Source organism: Saprospiraceae bacterium, assembly GCA_016716185.1.
Taxonomy (GTDB): domain Bacteria; phylum Bacteroidota; class Bacteroidia; order Chitinophagales; family Saprospiraceae; genus Vicinibacter.
Genome location: JADJWV010000003.1, coordinates 59,036 through 81,303 on the forward strand (window position 1 = coordinate 59,036; position 22,268 = coordinate 81,303).

The 22,268-nt window shown below is 39.5% G+C and carries 15 protein-coding genes; 8 read left to right on the plus strand and 7 right to left on the minus strand.

Annotated features, from left to right (window positions below; translation table 11 throughout):
- Positions 1-2 precede the first annotated feature (2 nt).
- The 5 genes from IPM34_13500 (at position 3) to IPM34_13520 (ending at position 7,447) form a co-directional block, all read left to right on the plus strand.
- Positions 3-386, plus strand: coding sequence for a GntR family transcriptional regulator (locus IPM34_13500; GenBank protein ID MBK8956553.1), 384 nt, complete (start codon positions 3-5; stop codon positions 384-386).
- Positions 370-1,128 (plus strand): DUF2807 domain-containing protein, encoded by a 759-nt coding sequence (locus tag IPM34_13505; GenBank protein MBK8956554.1) that lies wholly within the window; start codon positions 370-372, stop codon positions 1,126-1,128. Before IPM34_13500 ends, IPM34_13505 begins: the two co-directional genes overlap by 17 nt.
- A gap of 334 nt (positions 1,129-1,462) precedes the next feature.
- The gene (locus tag IPM34_13510) at positions 1,463-2,218 is read left to right on the plus strand and encodes a hypothetical protein (protein ID MBK8956555.1); all 756 of its coding nucleotides are present in this window, start codon (positions 1,463-1,465) and stop codon (positions 2,216-2,218) included.
- 462 nt (positions 2,219-2,680) lie between these two features.
- Positions 2,681-5,524 (plus strand): FAD-binding protein, encoded by a 2,844-nt coding sequence (locus tag IPM34_13515; protein MBK8956556.1) that lies wholly within the window; start codon positions 2,681-2,683, stop codon positions 5,522-5,524.
- A gap of 174 nt (positions 5,525-5,698) precedes the next feature.
- Entirely contained in the window at positions 5,699-7,447 is a 1,749-nt protein-coding gene (locus tag IPM34_13520) for a T9SS type A sorting domain-containing protein (GenBank protein MBK8956557.1), read from the plus strand.
- A gap of 173 nt (positions 7,448-7,620) precedes the next feature.
- On the opposite strand, the gene IPM34_13525 is transcribed toward IPM34_13520, so the two are convergent.
- Positions 7,621-7,896, minus strand: a complete 276-nt coding sequence (locus tag IPM34_13525) for a hypothetical protein (protein ID MBK8956558.1) — start codon at positions 7,894-7,896, stop codon at positions 7,621-7,623.
- Between the two features lie 198 nt (positions 7,897-8,094).
- Here IPM34_13525 and IPM34_13530 point away from each other — a divergent pair, with 198 nt between their 5' ends.
- From IPM34_13530 to IPM34_13540, 3 genes are all read left to right on the plus strand, one after another.
- Positions 8,095-9,747, plus strand: coding sequence for an NAD(P)H-dependent oxidoreductase subunit E (locus IPM34_13530; GenBank protein ID MBK8956559.1), 1,653 nt, complete (start codon positions 8,095-8,097; stop codon positions 9,745-9,747).
- 24 nt (positions 9,748-9,771) lie between these two features.
- The gene (locus tag IPM34_13535; protein MBK8956560.1) at positions 9,772-10,941 is read left to right on the plus strand and encodes a thiolase family protein; all 1,170 of its coding nucleotides are present in this window, start codon (positions 9,772-9,774) and stop codon (positions 10,939-10,941) included.
- A gap of 89 nt (positions 10,942-11,030) precedes the next feature.
- Positions 11,031-14,294, plus strand: coding sequence for a CHAT domain-containing protein (locus tag IPM34_13540; protein ID MBK8956561.1), 3,264 nt, complete (start codon positions 11,031-11,033; stop codon positions 14,292-14,294).
- Between the two features lie 25 nt (positions 14,295-14,319).
- Here IPM34_13540 and IPM34_13545 read toward each other — a convergent pair whose 3' ends face one another.
- From IPM34_13545 to IPM34_13570, 6 genes are all read right to left on the minus strand, one after another.
- Positions 14,320-14,958 (minus strand): carbonic anhydrase, encoded by a 639-nt coding sequence (locus IPM34_13545; GenBank protein MBK8956562.1) that lies wholly within the window; start codon positions 14,956-14,958, stop codon positions 14,320-14,322.
- Positions 14,959-15,075: 117 nt separating this feature from the next.
- Positions 15,076-15,519 (minus strand): hypothetical protein, encoded by a 444-nt coding sequence (locus tag IPM34_13550; protein MBK8956563.1) that lies wholly within the window; start codon positions 15,517-15,519, stop codon positions 15,076-15,078.
- Between the two features lie 110 nt (positions 15,520-15,629).
- Complete coding sequence (locus tag IPM34_13555) at positions 15,630-17,768, minus strand: caspase family protein (GenBank protein ID MBK8956564.1); 2,139 nt, start codon at positions 17,766-17,768, stop codon at positions 15,630-15,632.
- 623 nt (positions 17,769-18,391) lie between these two features.
- A complete protein-coding gene (locus tag IPM34_13560) occupies positions 18,392-19,318 on the minus strand; it encodes a hypothetical protein (protein MBK8956565.1) in 927 nt (308 codons plus the stop codon).
- Positions 19,319-19,410: 92 nt separating this feature from the next.
- On the minus strand, positions 19,411-20,679 hold the full coding sequence (locus tag IPM34_13565; GenBank protein ID MBK8956566.1) for a CHASE2 domain-containing protein: 1,269 nt from the start codon (positions 20,677-20,679) through the stop codon (positions 19,411-19,413).
- Positions 20,680-20,688: 9 nt separating this feature from the next.
- Positions 20,689-22,263: a hypothetical protein gene (locus IPM34_13570; protein ID MBK8956567.1), complete on the minus strand. Its 1,575-nt coding sequence runs from the start codon at positions 22,261-22,263 to the stop codon at positions 20,689-20,691.
- Positions 22,264-22,268 lie beyond the last annotated feature (5 nt).

Here is a 22,268-nt window from a genome sequence, read left to right on the forward strand (position 1 = left end):
CTATGGAATTCAAAAAATCATTATCAATATTCGAACAAATCGGTATGTCAGTTCAGGAAAACATCATCAGCAACTCCTGGAAAGAAGGGGACAGGATCCCTTCAGTTCGCGAATACGCAACTAATATCCAGGTCAATCCCAATACGGTTATGCGCACGTATACATTATTGCAGGACCAGGGAATCATCGAAAACAGGAGAGGCATTGGATTCTTTGTTGCCAACGGTGCCAAACTTAAATCCATCGATAATCGCAAAGATCAGTTTGCCGAAGATTTTCTGCCGGAATTGTTCAGAACCATGGACCAACTTGGCATCAGTTGGGACGAAATGAAAAATTATTATTCACAATGGAAAAACAATCAAAGCCATGAAGCTCAGCAATAAATTAGCCATCGCCGCCATTGGCCTGGTGGTCGTAAGTACTCTGGTGGTCATGATCAAGGTTAAAATGGAATCAAAAACTTACATTGAAAACCTGACTATTGGAAACAAAGCCTGGATAGAAATTGACGTCCCTCTCAGCAATTATTCCGTGATCGATGCAGGGAAACATTTTGAAGTCTATTGGCACAAAGGAAGTCCAAAAGCAACCATTCGGGTAGAAGAAAATCTGAAAGACTTTGTTAAAGTAACACAGGATAGCAGTAAAGTAAAAGTGATCATGGACAGCATCCAAAGTTACAGATCTCATGAAGCCATCAGAATTGACTTCTATTCAGATACACTGACCGAAATCTATTTACATGGATTTGTTGAATTTGTAATGAAAGACAGCCTGATGGCCAACCAACTTATGATTACCATGGAAAATCATGCAGAAGCTTCGATGAAACTGATCGTGAGCCAATTGAATGTGCGTTTGAATGATTTTTCACAGTTAAAAATCCGGGGTCAAGCCACCCAGACTGAAATCGTCATGGATGACCATAGCGAACTGAAAGCAAGAGAACTCAACACCGAAACGATGAACCTCGAGATGCAGGATTTTTGCGAAGCCAGGGTAAGCGTTGCAAAGAAACTGGTGGCTAATTGCTCCGATCATTCAAATCTTACTTATTCCGGTTCATTGAGTCTGGAAACTCAAATCAATAACAAGGAATTTAGCGAAGTAAACAGATCAGAATAAAACACAGGACCAGCTCAAAGGAGCGGGAAAGGATTTTAGAAGACAGAGTAAATACAAAATATTATTCTGTTTAAAGTCAATAAATGTGTGAATCAAAAAATTTATTTTAACAATATTTTAAAAATAAAAAATAATAATTAAGTTTTTATTAAAAACATTCTCACCGGTGCAACGTTATCTTTACGTAGTCATCTTTAGAGAAGACTTTTGAAACACCTGGGATTTTAAACAAACCGACGCTTCCGGAACAAGCAAATGATGGAGAAAGATTGCGACTTGCCAATGGGCAGGGTGGGAGCTTCATTTTTTAATCGAATTAAAAAAAACTGGACATATGAAAACATTAAACATTTTTAAAAACGCATGGGTAGCTTTGTTCTTCCTCGTTTTTTCAACAACAACTTCTTCTTTTGCCGGAGATCAAATGCCCGAAGCATTAGAAGCCACCGAACTCAGATTTTCAGAGTTCAAATGCAACGTGAAAGATTTTCACAGAAATATTCTCTTCACAGCACAAGGCGAATATTTTAAATATTTCTTCTTTCAAAATGGACTGAGTATTCTTCCTACAGAAACGCTGAATGCAAATTCCATGGCCGTATTAAAAACTACAGATCATAGGCAGTCTTTTAATCTCCGCTGGGATAATGCCAACAGCAATATGGAAGTCGTGGGTGCTGAAGAATTCAAATACAGAAGAAAAGCAAAAGCTGCTAAAGACTGCGAAGAAAAACAATACCGCAAGCTTTACTTCAATCAGCTGTATCCCGGTATCGACCTGATGTATGCAGATCATGCCGACCAATTGGAATTGGATTTTCAGGTGGCTGCCGGTTTTAATCACGGAGATATCAGTTTCAGACTCGATGGAGCCGGAGAGATTAAAATTGACCAATCCGGCAGACTGATTGTCAACACCCCGGGGGGAGAGTTCATGCTCGAAAAACCATTGGCTCAACAGGAAGGGAAACCTCTGAATGCGTCCTGGATAATCAATGGACAAAGTATTCAATTAAAGATTTCTGCCTGTGATCATCAAAAACCAACATTGATCCGCACTCACCTGATCCAGAAAGGACAGGATAGCTGATCCAAAGATCTATAAATTTGAAGGTGTAGTTATGAAGGCAGTCTGTGCAAACGGACTGCTTTCTGTTTTAATCGAACTCGATTTTTCAGCTCATGTTGATCCTATGAGGATTTGATTGATATTTTGGCGTTAAAATGAAAGCAATAAAAGCATTCCACCTCCTTAAATCAAGAATTCACGTCAACCATTTTCATTTTAGCTACTGAAATATCTGTGCTGATTTCTCCAATCACCAAAAAATCTTCTTGTTCCTTAGCGTCTTGGTGTCTTCTTGTAAAAAGTTAGGCAACGGAATTTCCATTTTTTAATACATGTCTGCTGGTCTAATGTCCTAAAGGTCAAAAGGTCTAATCGTCTAAAATTTTCTGGCTTTTCTATCTGACTTTGAAAGTCATAAACTAAACAGTTACAAAATTGAACGAATCAACCATACTTTTCCAATAAATTTGCCTTTCAGAAAGAATGGAGAAGAGTAAGCACGATAGTATTTTTAAAGAACTGGCAGCAGGCTTAAAAGGTGAATTGCATTCGGATAAATTAAATACTTCCATTTACGCGACGGATGCCAGTAATTATCAGATCCAGCCACAGGCAGTGGCATTACCCAAGGACGAAGAGGATGTAAGGCAAATCGTTGGCTGGGCTGCAAAGAACCGTGTTCCCATTGTAGCTAGAGGAGGTGGAACCAGTTTGGTGGGTCAGACTGTCGGGGAGGGATTGGTAGTTGATTTCACCAAATACATGAATCAAATTCTGGAATTGAATGTTGAGGAGCAATGGGCCTGGGTGCAACCCGGCATCGTCAGAGATGAACTCAATCGAAAATTACTTCCAGACAAACTACACTTCGCCCCGGATCCGGCAACGACAAGCAGGGCAACTGTAGGCGGAATGATTGCCAACAACAGCAGTGGAACCAGAAGTATCCTTTACGGAAAAACATTGGATCACGTGTTAGCGTTGGAAGTATTGCTGGCTGATGGCAGTATAATCCATTGCAGCGACCTGACAGAAACAGAACTCGAAACCAAGCTTGAAGGACAAAACATAGAATCCGGCCTTTACAAAATTATCTTCGAAATTGTAAATGAGCACCGTGAGGAAATTGAAACCAGATTTCCAAAAGTAATGCGGCGCGTTGGCGGGTATAATCTCGATGAATTTTTGGATAACAAATGGAATCTTAGCCGCTTAATTACCGGAAGTGAATGTACACTTGGAATTATCCTGAAAGCCAAGATCCGTCTGGTTCCCAATCCAAAATTTCAATCTCTTTGCATCGTCCATTTTGCAGATTTTTTTGATTCGATCTCTCATATTCAGCGCATGGTAGAATTCAACCCGGCTTCTGTTGAATTACTCGATCATTTGCTGATTGAAAAAAGTCGTGAAAATCTTGAAACCAAAAGGTATTGCAACTTTATTCAGGGAGAACCTGGGGGCGTACAAGTCGTCGAATTTTTTGGTGAAACCAAAGAGGACGCGGAGCGAAAAGCACAAGCATTGGCAATGCAACTAAAAAATCAGGGAATTGGTTACGCCTGGCCTGTGATTTCGGATCCAAAGGAAATGGAATCGGTATTCACGGTGCGCAAAAAAGGCCTGGGCTTGTTGATGGGTGTGAAGGGAAACAGAAAGCCAATCGCTTTTATCGAAGATGCAGCCGTTCCGCTCGAGCATTTGCCGCATTATATCCGGGAAGTCTTTGATGTTTGTCATCGGGAAAAAGTACCCGTAGTGGCTTATGCGCATGCGAGTGTTGGCTTATTGCACGTAAAACCTCTTTTGGATCTACGGGATGCAGAAGATATAGAACACATGAAGAACATCTCGGCTTCCTGCCTTCAACTGGTAAAAAAATACAAAGGGAGTTGGAGCGGTGAACATGGCGACGGATTGGCAAGGAGTCCGTACAACGAAGCATTTTTTGGATCGACTTTGTATAATGCTTTTAAAGAAATCAAACAGCTTTTTGATCCTTTGAACATCATGAACCCAGGAAAAATCACAGAGGCACCTCCGGTTGATGAAAACTTAAGATACGGAAAAAATTATAAAGACAAAAATTTCCGTTCCATGTACCACTATCGTTCGGAAGGCAGTTTTTCGGAAGCAGTGCATTTGTGCAATGGGGTGGGTGAATGTCGAAAACTGCAAGGCGGAACCATGTGCCCAAGTTACCGTGCGACTCTCGAAGAAAAAGACAGCACCAGAGGACGGGCCAATCTGTTGAGGATGGCCATGAGTGGTCAATTGGATGATCGCGGATTAGAAAGTCCATTGCTCGAAGAAATTATGGACCTCTGTCTTTCCTGCAAGGCCTGTAAATCAGAATGTCCAAGTAATGTAGACATGTCAAAACTCAAAAGCGAAGTCCTCCATGCTACAAAAAAAAGAAAAGGAAAATCTTCTACCGATTATCTCATTCAGTGGCAACAGCATTTAGGGGATTTGAGTACGGGTTATGCTTCGGGCTTAGTCAATGTGCTGATGCGATCTAAGCCGTTTAGAAGTATCCTTGAAAAAATTACAGGACTCGATAGCCGACGAATTTTACCACAATACAGCCAAAAGCCTTTTCAGAATAATTTAGCAGAGGTCGAAAATCCGGATGTAGTTCTGTTTGCCGATACGTATGTCAAATACCACGAACCTTCCATTGGGTATGCGGCATTGAAAATTTTAAGTTCTCTGGGACTGAAAGTAGCAGTTTACAGCAAAGGATGTTGTCAAAGGCCTGCACTATCCAAAGGATTGCTGGAAGAGGCCAGAAAAAAAGGTAATGCAACCTTAACAGATCTCGAAGCATATTTGAAAAAACAAATTCCGCTTGTTGTATGCGAACCTTCATGTGCAACAGCTTTGAAAGATGATCTTCCGGATCTGTCGACAGATCCCAGGTTTATCCAATATGCAGATCACATATTTCAACTTGAAGATTTTTTGACTTCCCGTCAGGAATGGATCGATCAAATAAAGATCCGGCCAGGTGATTATCTGCTCCACGGGCATTGCCATCAGAAAGCCATGTTCACCACCAAATCGGTTCATCAACTTTTCGCGAAACAAACGAACGTTCGTTTGGAAGAATTGCAAACAGGCTGTTGCGGAATGGCAGGCTCCTTTGGTTATGAAAAAAAACACTACGATCTTTCAAAAGCCATTGCTGAAAGTGTATTGATTCCAGGTATCGTCACGAGCAATCCGGATAACCACATCATTGCCAATGGCTTCAGTTGCAGGCACCAGATTCAGGATCTTGCAAACAGACCGGCAAAGCATTGGGCCGAATATGTTGATTTATAAAATAGGACTTTTTCTATTTCGACCTCCCGATAAAATGTCCAGGATTATTTCTATTATGATGAGCAATTTCATATTATCGGGACGATCTTTTGGGCATTTGTGCATTTTAGAAATTGATCCATCCGGTCAATTTGCTTATCTTTAAGGATTATCCATTCTTTAATTATTTCGATTATGAAAAAATTTCCAGTTCAGCTGATCATTGGTCTGCAATTCATCTTCCTATCTACCGAGCTCTACGCTCAAACTCCCGATTGGATCTGGGCTAAGAGCGTTGGAGGATCGGGAAATGAGTTAGGAAATTCAATCGCCATCGATACAGAAGGAGATGGAAGTATTTACGTGGTCGGACCATTCCAGAATTCTGTAGATTTTGATCCGGGCCCAGGTGTGGAGACTCTTGTTTCCAAAGGTTTCTATGATTTATTTATTTTGAAATTAGACCGGCGTGGAAATTTTGTTTGGGTAAAAGGCATTGGCGGTAATCTTGGGAGTGATGTGGCTAAAGCAGTAGTATGCGATCCTTCTGGTAATGGAAATATTTTTATTACCGGCGATTTTATTGGGACAGTTGACTTTGATCCGGGAGCGGCCATTGCCAATTTATCTTCTGCTGGATCAAATGATAATTTTGTTCTTAAACTCGACAAGGATGGAAATTATATCTGGGCACGAGCAATAAGAGGTTCCAGCAACGCCGGAAGTAATTTCTTAGCCGTTGACCCAAATGGAAGCGGAAATATTTATGTCACCGGATTGTTTACCGGAACTGCCGATTTCGATCCCGGAACCGGTGTTTTCAATTTGAGTTCCAATGGCTCATTCGATATTTTTGTTTTAAAATTAAATGGCGAAGGTGATTTTGTTTGGGCCAGATCCGTTGGTGGAGATAATTTTGATGTAGCTTATCATCTGGCATTAGATACGATTAACGGTGGTCACATTTATTTGACAGGAAGGTTTCGCACCACCGTAGATTTTGATCCCGGAACCGGAACACATATGGTCACGGCATCTGGAGTCGACGATATTTATATTTTGAAACTAAACCAAAACGGAGATTTTGTCTGGGTAAATGATCTGGGAGGTATGGGATACGGCGAAGGAAATGCCCTGGTCGTTGATCAGCAAATTGATGGAGGATTATATCTCGCAGGAAGGATTGGTGGGGGAACGGTAGATTTAGATCCCGGAATGGGGGTTTATAATCTTAAATCAGTAGGAGTAACAGATTTGGTTGTCTGTAAATTTGACAAGAATGGAAATTTTTTATGGGCGAGTCAGATGGGCGGAACGGGTTCTGAAACCAATGCCACTGCTCTGGTTAAAAAAGGAGGACAATTGTATGTAGTTGGTTTCTTTTCCAATACGATCTACTTCAATAACAACAGTGCAAATGCAGCAATATCTGTAGGCAACACCGATGTTCTCCTTTTAAAATTGGATGATCTTGGAAATTTCAAATGGGCGAAAGAAATGGGTGGATTAGCGTATGACATTGGCTTGTCTATGGCCTTGGATGATCAGGGGATGCTCCATATCACCGGAGATTATTTTAGTAAATCCATTGCATGTGGCCAGGAAGAAATTTTTAATTTTGACAGTACTTCAATTACAGTCGATGTTTTTATTGCGAAATTGAATGCTAACCTTACGGCTACTGAAGATGATCAATCCGATCAGAAGATCTCTGTATACCCGAATCCAACAACAGACTTTATAAACATTCGTATAAATGATTTTCCAGAAACAGAATATCAAATCTGTCTCCTGAATTCACTGGGTGTTGTTGTCTACAATACTCGCTTTACGGTCCGTGAATTTCAATTGAATATGCAATTATTACCGGATGGCATTTACCATCTCAGAATTCATGAAAATGACCAATTCGATTGCATCAAAATATTGAAGGTATCAAATTAAAATTCATTGCAAATATTGATTCAGCGTAAAGCCGGGTAGACATATGCAGACCTGGCCCATTCTAAAACAAATAGTTAGTATATGTTGGAGCTTGGATAAAAAAAATAAAAAAAGCTGCCAACTCCTCTTTCCTGAATCAAGGCAGCTTTGATTTCTTCTACGAATTGAATCAATTATTGAGCCGGAGCTTTTTTAATTAATCCTCCCAGTAACGATCCGGCACCACCACCGATTAGCGAAATGATCAGGCCAATCAGGTTAAAACCCCCCTCGTCGCCACCACTTCCCAGCATTCCCAAAGCAGAAACCACCACCGGGAGCACATTCCCTCCGGCAGCACCGGCAATGAGGTTTCCAATCATACCTAAGCCGTTCTTTTTTAGCATGTTACCTAAATAACCGCCGCCAGCTCCGGCAACTGTGTTGATCAAAATTGAAGTCAAATCCATCGTTGTAAGTTTTGAAGGTGATAAAAGATTAACATAGCGAATCTAAGTCTTTTTAACAATTTATTTTCAAAAATCACTCACCACATCCCCCGTTATTCTGACAATTAACATGTGGGAAGCCTGTCTTTTCAAAAGGAAACATGAGATTATCCGCAGGTTTACATTAATTTGTAATTTCACAACTGAATTCCTTCAATCATGTCGAAAAACATCAGCCATTTATCAGGTCGGAAAGAGCTTCAGGAAAATTTGTTTGAAGATCTGGGAATCCGGGCCAACCAGAATCCTAATTTGAGCAAAGAAGAGATTCAAGCCCTGGCAGAAGAGTATCTTCTGGGAACTTCTACTCTTTTCGGCAGTCTGAGTTTCTACGATTTTACCAGGACATCGAATGCAGGAAAAGAAATTTACGTTTGCAATGGCTCCGCATGCCTGACCGCCGGTACTCAAAAAAAATTGGAGGAAGAAATTGAGAAATATTTTCCCAAATCGGCCATTGGAGAAATGTGTTGTTTAGGACGTTGCCATGAAAACAAAGCCTTTCACTACAAAGGCTCTAATTATTCGGGACAGGCTGAAGCAGAATTAGAAAAAATTCGTCAAAACCAAATAAAAATCAGAGATCGGTATCTTATTAAATCGACCGGTCGCGGATTGTTGACGCAAGATCCTCCGGACCATGATGCCCTACGCGAACAACTGTTAGTTTTGTTCAGCCATCCGGCCACCAGATGGATCGAAGAATTGAAACAATCGGGTTTGAGAGGCCGCGGGGGTGCGGGTTTTCCAATGTGGATCAAAATGGACAGCTGTTCGAAAATGCCGGGTCCCAGAAAATTCATCGTATGCAATGCAGACGAAGGAGATCCAGGTTCGTATAGCGACCGTTACCTGCTTGAGAATCAGCCTTATTTATTGTTATTCGGGATGATCGCCGCAGGATACATGGCCGGAGCAGATAGAGGAGTAGTCTATATCCGGGCAGAATACCCTGAATCTGTTGAAATCATGCAGGAAGCGGTAGAAACTTTCAGAAATTGGCGATTCACCGGAGAACAAATATTGGGCAGCGAATTCAGTTATGAATTTAAAGTCATTAAAGCTCAAGGAGCTTACATCTGTGGAGAAGAAACGGCTTTATTATCTTCAATAGAAGGGCAACGACCAGAAGTAAGAGTAAGACCTCCTTTCCCGGTGCAGGAAGGCTTGTTCAGAAAACCGACAGTTGTCAACAATGTTGAAACCCTGACTAATCTATTTGCAGTTGTGAAAGATGGCGGTGCTGCTTTTTCTTCAATTGGTACAACGAAATCTACAGGAACAAAACTGATCTCACTGGATGGTCATTTCAACAAACCCGGAATTTATGAAGTAGACATGGGTACCCCATTGAAAGAGGTGGTTTATCAGTTGGCAAACGGATTTAAAACTAAGGTTAAAGCGCTGCACATCGGCGGCCCATTGGGTGGCTTGGTACCCATTTCAAAAATTGACGACCTGACTGTTGATTTTGAATCTTTCGCAAGTCAGGGATTTATGTTGGGCCATGCTTCCGTTGTTTCTGTTCCCGATACCTTTCCAATGGTTTCATACCTCGAACATCTTTTTGCCTTTACGGCACATGAAAGTTGTGGCAAGTGTTTCCCATGCAGGTTGGGTTCGACCCGTGGAAAAGAAATGCTGCAAAAAGCGCAAGCCGATTCAAATTATAAGATTGACCGCGAACTCTTAATGGACTTATTGGATACCATGAAACGTGGATCTTTATGCGCACTCGGTGGAGGAATTCCACTTCCTGTCTACAATGCTTTACAGTATTTTGAGGATGAGTTGAAAGATTATCTGAATTAAATTTATTTGGTACTTATGCCTCCCATGCAGCAAGCCTTCATCATTGCCATGTGCAGATCAGCCTTTACCAAAGCAAAAAAAGGTGGTCTTCGATTTACACGATCTGATGACTTTGCTGCTCATATTGTAAAATCCCTGATCCACAAGATCCCGGGAATAGAAAATTACGTAGATGATTTAATTGTGGGTTGTGCTAACCCTGAAGGAGAGCAGGGCTTACAAATCGGAAGGCAAATTGCATTGAAAGCACTCGGCATAAAACTGCCCGGTATGACCGTCAACAGGTATTGCGCTTCGGGTTTGGAAGCCTTGGCTATCGCTACTGCAAAGATTCGAAGCGGAATGGGACATTGCTATATTGCCGGTGGAGTGGAAAGCATGAGCCTGATACCCATGGAAGGATACAAGTTGGCTCCCAATTACGAACTGGCTCTGGAACACCCCGATTATCTGGTTGGAATGGGCTTAACCGCAGAAGCTGTTGCACAAAAATATAAAATCAGTCGTGAAGATCAGGATGCCTTTGCCTTGCAATCGCATGCAAATGCAGCTGCAGCGCAGGATGCCGGAATTTTTGATCGTGAAATTGAAGCTGTAATCGTAGAAGAAAAAATTTTTGAAGAGGGAACATTATCATCAAAACAAACACGAATCGACAAAGATGAAGGGATCAGAAGAGACACGAATCACGCCAGTCTGGCAGCATTAAAACCGGCATTTGCCAAGAACGGCTCAGTTACTGCAGGCAATTCCAGTCAGACCACCGATGGAGCTGCTTTCCTTCTTGTTGTGAGTGAAGAACTTCTTCAAAAATTAAACTTACAGGCGTTAGGTCGTTTGATTAGTTGCAGCATTGCTGCTGTGGATCCTCTCTATATGGGTATAGGCCCCTGCTTCGCCATTCCCAAGGCCCTGGAACAGGCCGGATTAAAATTAAGTGAATTAGATCTTATTGAATTAAACGAAGCATTTGCTTCACAATGCCTTGCTGTCATCCGGGAAACCGGATTAAATCCAGCAATAGTAAATGTAAATGGTGGTGCTATAGCCCTTGGTCATCCTCTGGGCTGCAGCGGTGCACGCCTGGCCATGACGGCCTTAAATGAACTGCAAAGAAGAAAACAAAAATATGGCCTTGTAACCGCATGTGTAGGAGGAGGACAAGGCATAGCTGCGGTGTTGGAGAGATTATAGCAAATCAAAAGGTCATTAGCCTGAAGCATAAGCCTGTTAAATTTCTGTATCTTCATCCAACTTTAAGTCTCCCTTTTATCTGATTAACCATGAAATACATAAGCGTATTTACTTTTCTTTTGATTTCAGCTGGCATTGCTTTTTCCCAATCCAACGATTCTTTGCTCAGAATTCAATTCAATTTAATGATCAAAGCTTCTTTGAAGAGTATGAATGTCGCACGATATGAAGAGGCTCACGCGTTGACAAATTCTGCTGAAAAATTAGTTTTGGATTCCATGACTTTACCATCTCCACTTTTGGGAAATTGTTGCTTCAACCGGGCCAGGATCTATCGGAGAAAAAAAGATTTTGACAGCGCGGAAATATGGTTCATCAAGTCAAAAGAAAGCTGGGAAAATACATTGGGAAAATACCATCCCCTTTATCTGAATTCAATTTATCAGTTGGGCCTGATGTATCGGGAAATGCATCAATATAAGAAAGCCGTTGATGCTTTTCTGGATCTCAAGCAAAATTTAAATGAATCCGTAAGTAGAAAAGATTCTTCATACCTTGAATGCCTGAATAGTCTGGGCCTTTGCTATTTGGATTTAGAAAAATTTTCTAAAGCAGAGTTGATTTTAACCGAAGCTTATGATAATCTATACGACTCCTCTGGTCGAATACATCCATTGGCTTCAAATACGCTCAACAATTTAGCATTGCTTTATAAAAAGACAGCTCAATTTGAAAAAGCAGTTAGTAGCCTGAAAGAAGTGTTAAAAATACGTGAAAAAAGCATCGGCAAAAGAAACCTGATCTACACAATTTCACTTGGGAATTTGGCCTCCTTGTATAAAGAAATTGGAAATTATGAAAATGCAGAAGATTATTATTTGGAAGCTTTTAATTTAAGAAGAGAAATTTTCGGAGAGAACCATGTATATACCCTGGGAAGTCTGGAAAACATCGCTGGACTGTACAGAGAAATGGGAAATAAAGACAAAGCCATCGAATTATATAAACAGGTTAACGAAGGCCGAAAAAGGTTGCTCGGAAAAATGCATTCGGTATATGGTATTGGTCTGAATCATTTAGCAAATACGTACAATGAAATAAATAAACCCAACGAGGCCATGCTTCTTTATAAAGAACTTCTGAATTTAAGAGCCCACAATCTGCCCACATATCAAAAAGAGTACGTAGAAACTATGAATAAGCTGACCGGAATATATTTGAAGCTCGACAGTTTTGATCTGGCAATGGGCATGAATAACTTCGCCCTCTTGTATTGCGATTCTGTTTTTGGCAGATCAAACGCTCTTTATGCTAATAGTTTAAGTCAGCGGGGATTACTCGAAAAACAACTTGGACATTGCGATGAAGCTCAACAACATTTTCTGGAAGCATCAAAAATATATAAAGATATATTTGGACAGGATCATTACAAATATGCTGAAAGTATTGAAGACCTTGCATCTCTGCACCTTGATTTAGGTAATTATAAGGAGGCAGAGCCTCTTTTTATAGAGTCTGCTAAAATAAAAAAGCAGGTGCTCGGCAGAAAGCACAACCTGTATATCGCGAGTCTTGATCAACTTGGCGAATTCTATGAATTGCAAAAAAAATACAGATCTTCAGATCCATTATTCAGAGAAATCAGCGATCGCGATCAGGAGCAGCTGAACATGGCCACAGGGTTTTTAACCGAAAGAGAATTGGAAAGTTTCACACAATCATTCATTGAGCGCTCAGACAAACTTGGGAGTTATGTTATATTGAGATCGCAACAACCAAACGAGCAAGGATATTTGTCCACTTATGTATTGAATAATAATTTATTTTATAAAGGCTTTTTATTGACTTCTGCCAAGCAACTCAATAAACAGGCTTCGATTACGGAGGAAGCGTTAAAATTAAATTCGGAATTAAAGAACCTGAGAAGGCTATTGGGTAGATCATATATCAGTCCTTTGGCTAATTCTGAAGAAATAAAAAATCTGGAAGAACGAGCCAATCAACTCGAAAAAGAATTAAGAAAAATGATTAGTGGTTACACCGAAGCGAATGAAAGTATCAGGTGGCAACAAATTCAACAGGTATTAAGTGAACAGGAAGCCGCTCTTGAATTTATACATTTCAAAGACATTTCAGACACCATCAACCATTCCATTCAATACGCTGCAATAATCATCAAAGCCGGCAGCAAAGAACCACAATTTATACCCTTATTTAAAGAAAGTGCACTGATATCCCTGCTGCCTTCGAATTCAGAATTTCAATCATCGATCATAACAAATTTGTATTCCAGTCACAGAGGTTCTTCGAAATCATTGACAAAAAAGAAACCCGATTTGTATGAGCTCATTTGGCAACCGCTGGATTCTGTGTTAAATGACGTGAAGACAATTTATTATTCACCGACCGGTGTCTTGCATCGTTTAAATTTAAATGCCATTCCGGTAAAGGCCAAAACAATTCTTGCAGATCAGTTTGAATTGATCAATGTTAACAGCACGCGGCAATTAGCGGCATCCACACAAATATATAGCACGAACAGTACGGCACTATTATATGGGGGAATTGATTATAACCAATCGATTGATCAACCCTCTGGTCCAATACAAGGTCAGCCGGTCATTGAAAATATATCGGTTTTCCAACAGAATACTGATTCTGGCGATGAAGAAGCATTTTCATTTCTTCCAGGCACAGAAGAAGAAGTTGATTCTATTTGCAAGACCATGCAACTGGCCGGATTAAAAGTCGATATTAAAAAAGGACAAGAGGCTACAGAATCTTATTTTAAAAGCATTTGTCAGGATCATAGTGAATCGCCACGGGTTATCTTCCTCGGCACACATGGTTATTTTTTCCAGTCGTCAGCCAATCAAAATGAGATTGCCAAAACAACAGCTTCCAAAGATTCAGAGCCTGTTTTTAAAACAAGCTCAGATCCTATGTTCCGTTCCGGACTGATATTAGCAGGAGGTAATGTTTCATGGCGGGGAAAACAAATGGAGCCAGGCCAGGACGATGGAATATTGACCGCCTACGAAATCAGTCAGTTGAATTTGTCTAACACAGAACTTGTAGTTTTATCTGCCTGTGAAACTGGATTAGGCGATTTGCGGGGAAGCGAAGGAGTCTACGGATTGCAACGCGCATTCAGAATTGCAGGTGTCAAACATCTCATTATGAGTTTGTGGGAGGTTCCGGATGGATCAACAACTCGCTTAATGATGGAATTCACTAAAAATTGGTTATTAGAAAATATGACCATTTCCACTGCATTATATACAGCACAAAAATCATTAAGAGAAATGGGGTTTGACCCTTATCAATGGGCGGGTTTTGTGCTCGTGGAATAATTTCCAACAAAGGTCATCGAATGAATTATTTATCCGTTCCTAAATCGTAAATTTCTCTGATAGATTCGAGGACATTAATAAAATTTATTTTTAAATCAATTAGTTTTCCACTTTTAACATCAAAAACCCAACCATGCACAAGCGGCCCTCCGGTGGTCAGATAACTTTTTTGCCATCGAGCCATTTTAATGATATTAACGAGTTGTTCCTGAACATTCAATTCTACCAGCCTGTCGTATCTGGCATTTTCATAGGTGATGGAGTTGAGTTCTTCTTTATGTAGTCTGTATACATCCCGAATATTTCTCAACCAAGGATTGAGAATACCCAAATCAGAACTGACCATTGCAGCTTTCACTCCTCCACACAGATAATGTCCACAAACAATGATATGTTTTACTTTCAAGTGTGCGATTGCATATTCAACTACAGCCGCAGAATTGTTGTCGTTGTTAGGTACAAGATTGGCAACATTCCGGTGAATAAAAACGTCTCCTGGCGAAGCCCCCATCAATTCTTCAGCGGTTACGCGGCTGTCGCTACAACCGATGAATAAATAATCAGGATTCTGGCCCGAAGCAAGTTTTTCAAAATATTCGCTGTCCGCTCCAAGTTTATCAGCGATCCAATTCTGATTGTTTTTAAAAATTTGTTCGTACTTCATATTACTTGCAAAGGTAAAGCTCCGTAAATATAAAGTAGAATTGCCTCAGATTTTGCTTAAAAATAAAAAAACCAGTCCGGATTACCTGACTGGTTTTTATAATCGAAAGGATGTATTTTAATTTTGTTTTTCCATAGTTTTATTCACAGAATGCTTTTTAACAGTAGGCTTACGAGGTATAAATTCGATTAATGCATCGTCATCAATCTTTTCATACTTAACCGTAATTTTTGTTGCTCCCGGTCTGCAAATATCGACCTTTTTCACATCAGTGAGCTCTTTGCCTTGAGCGCATACCTGAATCATATCAGGAGATTTTTTAGCGTCAGCAGGAACAGAAACAGCATATTTCACACAACCTTTTCTTACGATCAGATCAACACAATCTGTTTCTTTTGTCACTTCTCCTCTCTTGCCACTAGGAGTCACTTTTGAATAATCTGCATCAGCAACCGGGGCTGTTGATTTTGTTGGAGCATTCTGGGCCGCCAAATTGCTGGAAATAGTCAATACAAACAGAAATGCAAAAAAACTTAAACTTTTACTTAAAATAGTTTTCATAAAATAATTTTTTTTTAAATGATTGAAATAAAATTTATCGTTTAGTTATATAAATGTATAAAAAATACGTGTTGGTTATCAGTTCAGAACCTAATTAAATTAAAAATACATCATTTTTTTTGTTCTGAACTGAAATATTTGGCCATAAGTGAATTCCACTTAGTAGAATCTGCTTTTAATGGTTCCAGGCTTTGATCTTCCGAAAGATGTTTGTAATCATTCCACCCGTTCTGTATGGCTGCTTCCAGATATCTGAATGCCAGGTCAGATTGGTTTTCACCTGCGTAAAAACAGGCTAGATTGTAATTAAAATAAGGTCCATAAGGATCAAGTTCGTAAGCCCTTTTAAATGCCTCTTCGGCAGCTTTTTTATCCTGCTGCAGATAATGGACAAACCCAAGATTGGAATGGGCCATTGGATATTCAGCATCCATCGCAATGGCTTTCAGATAATGAGTCTTCGCAAGTTCTAACTGATTTGAATATAAATAAACATTACCTAATAAATTGTGTGCTGACATATGATTTGAATCCATAGCAATGGTCTGCATTAAATAATATTCTGCTTTTTTGAAATCACCCAAGACATCGTAAAAAATCGCATTGGAATACGTGGCAACCATCGTTGTTGAATCTATGGCATTGATTTTATCGAGATAATACTTCGCTTTTTCTTTATTTCTAAATTTATCTGCAAACATAAACACGAGGTTTGCATAGGGAAGCTGCCAGGACGGGTTCAGGGCTATGGCCTTTTCCGTAAAATATTCAGCAGAATCCATTTGCATGAGATTAAACCCGTAGGCAAAATTCATCGCCCAATAGATGTGCGGCATATCGGACTGATATTTCAAAGATTCATACAATTTGTCCAGAGCTTTCCTGCCAATTTCTTCGTTTTTGTTTTTATTTTCAAGGTGTAACAAATAGGCTTCAAAAAAGTACTTCCTGGCCTTCAGGATCGGATACATGTAATGATTCTGGCCAAGCAATTCCCAAGCGCGTTCGAGATAAGAAGGATACACTGAGTATTTTTCAATAGCTGTTCTTTTGGACAAACTGAGTTCTACCAATTCAGACCGCAGGAATCTGTTTAAAACCTGTTGGGCATCATCTTGTAATGCGGCGGCATAATTTCTTTTCATTGAATTCAACAAACTTCCAAGGGTGGTGTCTTTTTCCAGGATTTTGTAATAATAGTCTGCACAATCAGATGCCGGTGCAAAAAAAGATTTTTGTGTAAGACATTCCTTAAATCTGTAGTACTTCAATTTTACAAGCGAATCCACCTTGGAAAGGATTTCGTCTTCCAGTCCTCTGCTTTCAGTTTTTACAAATGCTACAATTTGACCTTCTTTGCTTTTTTTCAATTGAGCCAAAACGCTTTTGTCAACGATACCTATTTGTTCGGTTTTATTTCCGATAATGACAGGTATCTGACTTTGCGGAGCTACTTCCTCAATCACATGATCTTCCAGGTAACGGTTTATTTCGTGCAAAGAAATGATGGCATCTGAATTTTTATCGGCAAGTCCCATCAATCCATCCACCAGATGATAACTAAATACCCCACGGCCCCCACCCCATTGCTCTCCCTCCAGGGAAAATTCATTTGGCTGACAGGATAGTATTTTTATTTCGTTTGAATATTGTCTGGCCAGATTAGCTGCAGTAGCCTGAGTACCTCCTATTTGATTGCCTGATAATTTACCGGAGTGACATGCATCAGCCACCATCACTACTTTGGATTTGTTTTGAGTGGATAGCGTGTTGATGATTTCTTCAAGATAGGCTAAGCCAAAAGCGCCTCCAGACATATATACCCGGCCGGGAGCATCCCAACACAAGAGAAAACCTGGTTGTGAAACCGTTTTGCGTTCGACATCGCCGTGCCCTGAAAAATATATAATTGCACGGTCACCTTCTTTGCATACTTCCAGCAACCAATCCAACGCAGAAGCAAACTGACCCAAAGTAGCGTTTGAGTTCAACAGGATTTTCAGGTGATCTTCATCAAGGCCGCCACCTGCCGGGGTCTTTAAGTATGCTGCAAAAGCATTTGCGTCTTTGTCGGCATATTTTAAATCGGGGATGGAAGGGTCCTGATAATCGGAAATCCCAACAACAATTGCATAAGTTTTATTAGTGGCTTGTGCCCCACTTGAAGGAATAGCCCCAACACCTTTTGTTTGTGAAAACGAAAGATTGATCCCCGATATGAATAAAACTAAAATAATAAATTTCCCCACTAAAATCTATTGATTTTTGAAAACTTGAAACTTTGTCTTATTTGCTAAGGCCTCAGGCTAAGGGTAAAAAGGTTTTAAGATATAAAGGCCAGATGCAATTTTTTATGCAATCCACTATTTACGTTTCATTCCCTTAATCTGCATTCTTCCTCTCAAAACCATCCATGAACCGATTTATATCTTCTACGATCCATCATCCACCGATCTTCAACTATTCTCTGGAAAGAATGAGCCTTTTGCATTGAAACGTTTAATCTCCGCAATCGTTATTGCAATTCTGGTTTTTGGACCATCTGTTGGATGGTATACCAGATTATCTCAATTTAGACTCAAATTTAACTTTAAAATTGAATTTATTGTTGTATTTGTATCGAAATATTCCAACTTCACTCCTGTTACATAAATTCAGAATAGAAAAAATTCTAATTTGAACTTATAAAAACGATCAACATCCTTTATAAAATTCCCTAAAGGGTATTTAAAATCAGATTTCTCTTAGCAATCAAATTTTAGAACATTTCGTATGGAATAATCTTGAATATTGAAGTAAAAGCCAAAAGAAATATTATTAAAAAATTAATTTTTCAAAACGTATTATTTTTACTTAAGGCAAGATCCTAAAATCAATACTGAGACTCTAATTGCAGCTTGAGTAAGGATTCATAATAAGACTGAACATAATCAGTTAATTGCACATTCTCTGGATTTTTAGAGCATTTTTGCCAACCATAAAACATGGCATAATTCACAAAACCCAATTCTTCCAGAGATTTCATGATGAAAACGGTACGAGGTAAATCTTGCAATTCCGTTTGAGAATGGATAATTTGTTGTTCCAATTCATCGATCAGAACCTGATATGCCCCAGGTTCTGACAATCTAAAAGTCGATGCATTAACATCGGCAGTAGTACCGGCCACTCTGACTGTCCAATAATATTCGTTTCCAGGCTGCAATCTTTCAAGGTAATTATCCAAAGAATATTCTTTATTCCTGGTACTGGTGGAATAGATTTTAGATCTGGTATCAAGAGCGTATAGATCAAATTCATAAGTACAAGTATCACAAAAATGTGTCCATTTGAAAGGAAGAGCAGATGTTTCAGATGGCACAACACCTGAAAAAGGAAAATTCAGAATGGCTAATGTTGCATCTCCTCTGGAAATGGCATGAACAGTATTTTTATAACTATCTTTGGATTCAGAAGAATGCTTGGCTTCTAGAAAAGACTTAATAAATCCTCCCAATTTATTTAAAAAAGAACTTTCAGATGTTCTTAAAAAATTCAAAGCACCAATATTGTATATACCTGCTTGAGTGACCTCGCATTGTTCGCCGGATTGCTTGATGAATCGCACTTTGGAATTTTTGCTCAGTATTAATTTTTGGTTGGAAGAAACAGGACCAAAACTCAATGCCCTGGAATGTGATTCGTTTTCACCCTGATTGCAGATGCGTACCTGCCCTTCTATGTGAACAGCCATGATATCCTGACCACAGCACATCGCTGTAAAACACATGAAAATACCGACAATCCAGAATAAGCGCATATAAGATCTGTTTATTTAGAGTCCTTATTTAGTTATTTGGTTATCAGGGTAGCTCAAAGTTATGATAAAAAGTGCGGATTAGCTAATTCTACTCAGCTTTTTGAAATGAGCCGGTTTCGACGAGTCCAAAGCCCAATTTCATCGAGAAAAACCTGGACTTTAGCTTTGAGCTTTAACTCATAGATCTCGTAAAATTCAAACGAAAGAATGACGCAAGTGGCTAGGAAAGTAAATCCAAGTTTTATGTTAAGATTAATCAAAAGGAAAATACAAGTGGCAAGAATGATAAAAAATTCAATAACCTGAAGAAAACGAATATAGGGCAAAGACCGGAAAAAATTAAAATGATGCAGGGTTTTAAAAAGAAAAAAATTAAATAGAAATAACATTATCGCCAGATAATAAATCGTTGACTCCGGAATATCCCTGATGTAATCGCCATCCAGAATCATAGAAATAATATTGGCATGCACAATAACTCCATACATGTCCGGATGGGATCTTCCTGTATACTGTTCGTTCAGAGGAGTGTAATGCCTGTCTTTCATAGAATAAGCATTTTCATCCTCGCCACAAAATCCAATCAAGACTATTTTATTTGCGAGCTGTTCCTTTTCATACTGAGCTGTATCGGATAAAAACTGGTCCATTTCTATCAGATCGTAATGAATTACCTGAGAAGAATTGATGGGATATTGCATGTTGACCGCTCCAGGCTGAACCCTTTTGAAATTGATCCATTCCAATTGGCTTTTTCTGGCTCTGATTTGACTCGTTAATTCCGGATTAAACAGATCGGCCAGTTCAACTGCAAATGCATTTCTATCAACGCCCTCCACCTTGTGAAAAGGTTCAAATGCACGCACCGAAAATCCATCGTTTGTTGCAATGTTTACATAGCCCACCCGGTTGCCTTGATCAAAGAATGGATGAGGGTAAAATCCAATTTTCGAATCTTCGTGATATCTACCCTCATTAAATGTAAAACCCAATACCGTCTGTTTCGCGCCCATCAAAGACTTTTGCAACAAACTATCTTCCGGCAATTGGTAAAAGCTATCCAGCAGAATATCAAGCCCTATGGCTTTTGCATCTACCCTGTTCAAATAATCAAGGGTATGTGCAATTTTTTTCCGATCTGTTTTCCCGGAATTCAGGACGAGAATTCTTCCATCGTAAAATGACGGATCTGTATGATTTCTAAATTTCGAAAAAGCAATATCCATGAGGTCGTGCCCTTTAATTGCTTCGCTGAAGGGATCAATAAAGAGCTGATTTACCGGCAGATGGTGAATGATATAGAGCACCAATAAACTACCCAGTGAATAGACGCACCCATGTAAAAATGTCTGTACCTTCAAAACTTGGACTTAGTTGTATGTTTTTATTTCAACCCCCAGCCATGGTTTCCTGGCTTTACTTTGCAAATATAAGTAACCAGAAGCTTCACATTCTACAAAAATACCCCGATAAGTATCCATCCATTTAAGTTGACTCGATGACTGGTAACTATTATGGCGATATATGGGATGATCGGAGTCTATTGAATTCCAACGAACCGATAAAAAAATCTCGCCACCACTAGAAAAGTCAGAGAATACTTTCAGACTTTTATCATGATAAATATTTAAAGTAATTTTATCACTCCCAAAATCCAACTGTAGCGTATCGGAGTTTACGACAACAGATTTACCGCCGGGGGCCGGTTCCCTGGAAATTTTCCATCCTTCACAAATGACAGAAGACTCCGGGACCATTTTCAGAGCACTGCGATCTCCTTTTACAATTTTCAAATTGTGTTTTGCAAACATCGAAAGTTTTTCATTTTTGGATTTTAAAACTTCCTGAAAAAATAATTCTGCTTTAACATCAGACAACAGTCCGTTTGCGATTCCCAGCAATAATGCCATGGAAGGATTTTTTTGAAATTCGTTTTTTGATTTGATTAAAGCATTCATGTAAGTTAAGGCCTGCGGAGCTTCGCCGGATAACAACATGCAGCTGATAAAATTGAAATAGGCCAAACTGTAATCGCTATTCAGGGTAATGGCCATCGTAAAATTTGTTTTGGCCATATTCAAATTATTCCTTCTCGCCAATCTCATTTCCTGAGTTAAAGGTCCTCTGGCTTTTTTAAACTTTTTCAATCCGGTATTAAAATCAGGTTCCAGTAAATAAGCAAAGTAGTCTGAGTCCTCATCAAATATTTCCAATGCTTTCAATGCGTATACCCATCCCAAATTGTTATAAATCTCAGCTCCTTTATACACATCCAGAATTCTCTCGTAACATGCGGCTGCCAAATCATAATATCCCTTAAGTGTAAGCACGTTTGCAACTTCAAAAAGCTGAAGAAACCCCAGCATTTTATGAACTAAAAATTTACTGCTATTGATGCGTTCAGATTTTGAGGGATACTTCTCGTTTTCGGTTTCTGAAATTTGGTAAGATCCATAAATCTGTTTTAATAAGTGGCCCAGGATCTTCTCGGGATTATATCCTGCCAGAAAACTCAGAAATAATCCGTTGATGTCAGAAGTTAATTCATTCCCAAGTTTGGTCGTTTCAGATTTATGTGATTGAACGAAATAAGAAGGCAGCTGGGTGGTATCCCGGTCAAACATAGCATGGCTCAGTTCATGCGCAAGCACAAATGATAGTGCATCTGATGAATCTTCCTTGAACGATCTGCAAATATTCAAGATCTCTTTTTCAATCTGAATTTCATGTTTGAGCGGTACGTATCTGGCAGCAAACACCTTTCCGGCTACAACTGCAATTCCGGGTTTAGGAATGCGCTTATTGGACAATGTCCCGTATAATTTATCCAAAACACTTTGGGACCAGGCATGTGGTTGGTTCTGTGCATTCAACCCTCCAGCTTCCCATGGCCACTGAAATATAGCCAAACATATAAAAACTCTGAAAATCGATTTCAGGTTCATGGGTA

Bases quoted from the DNA above. Each gene is read 5' to 3' on its own strand.
- IPM34_13530 (MBK8956559.1), top strand. From the start codon at position 8,095: ATGTCGAAAAACATCAGCCATTTATCAGGTCGGAAAGAGCTTCAGGAA.
- IPM34_13545 (MBK8956562.1), bottom strand. From the start codon at position 14,958: ATGAAGTACGAACAAATTTTTAAAAACAATCAGAATTGGATCGCTGAT.
- IPM34_13570 (MBK8956567.1), bottom strand. From the start codon at position 22,263: ATGAACCTGAAATCGATTTTCAGAGTTTTTATATGTTTGGCTATATTT.
- IPM34_13525 (MBK8956558.1), bottom strand. From the start codon at position 7,896: ATGGATTTGACTTCAATTTTGATCAACACAGTTGCCGGAGCTGGCGGC.
- IPM34_13560 (MBK8956565.1), bottom strand. From the start codon at position 19,318: ATGCGCTTATTCTGGATTGTCGGTATTTTCATGTGTTTTACAGCGATG.
- IPM34_13540 (MBK8956561.1), top strand. From the start codon at position 11,031: ATGAAATACATAAGCGTATTTACTTTTCTTTTGATTTCAGCTGGCATT.
- IPM34_13510 (MBK8956555.1), top strand. From the start codon at position 1,463: ATGAAAACATTAAACATTTTTAAAAACGCATGGGTAGCTTTGTTCTTC.
- IPM34_13505 (MBK8956554.1), top strand. From the start codon at position 370: ATGAAGCTCAGCAATAAATTAGCCATCGCCGCCATTGGCCTGGTGGTC.
- IPM34_13535 (MBK8956560.1), top strand. From the start codon at position 9,772: ATGCAGCAAGCCTTCATCATTGCCATGTGCAGATCAGCCTTTACCAAA.
- IPM34_13515 (MBK8956556.1), top strand. From the start codon at position 2,681: ATGGAGAAGAGTAAGCACGATAGTATTTTTAAAGAACTGGCAGCAGGC.
- IPM34_13500 (MBK8956553.1), top strand. From the start codon at position 3: ATGGAATTCAAAAAATCATTATCAATATTCGAACAAATCGGTATGTCA.
- IPM34_13520 (MBK8956557.1), top strand. From the start codon at position 5,699: ATGAAAAAATTTCCAGTTCAGCTGATCATTGGTCTGCAATTCATCTTC.
- IPM34_13550 (MBK8956563.1), bottom strand. From the start codon at position 15,519: ATGAAAACTATTTTAAGTAAAAGTTTAAGTTTTTTTGCATTTCTGTTT.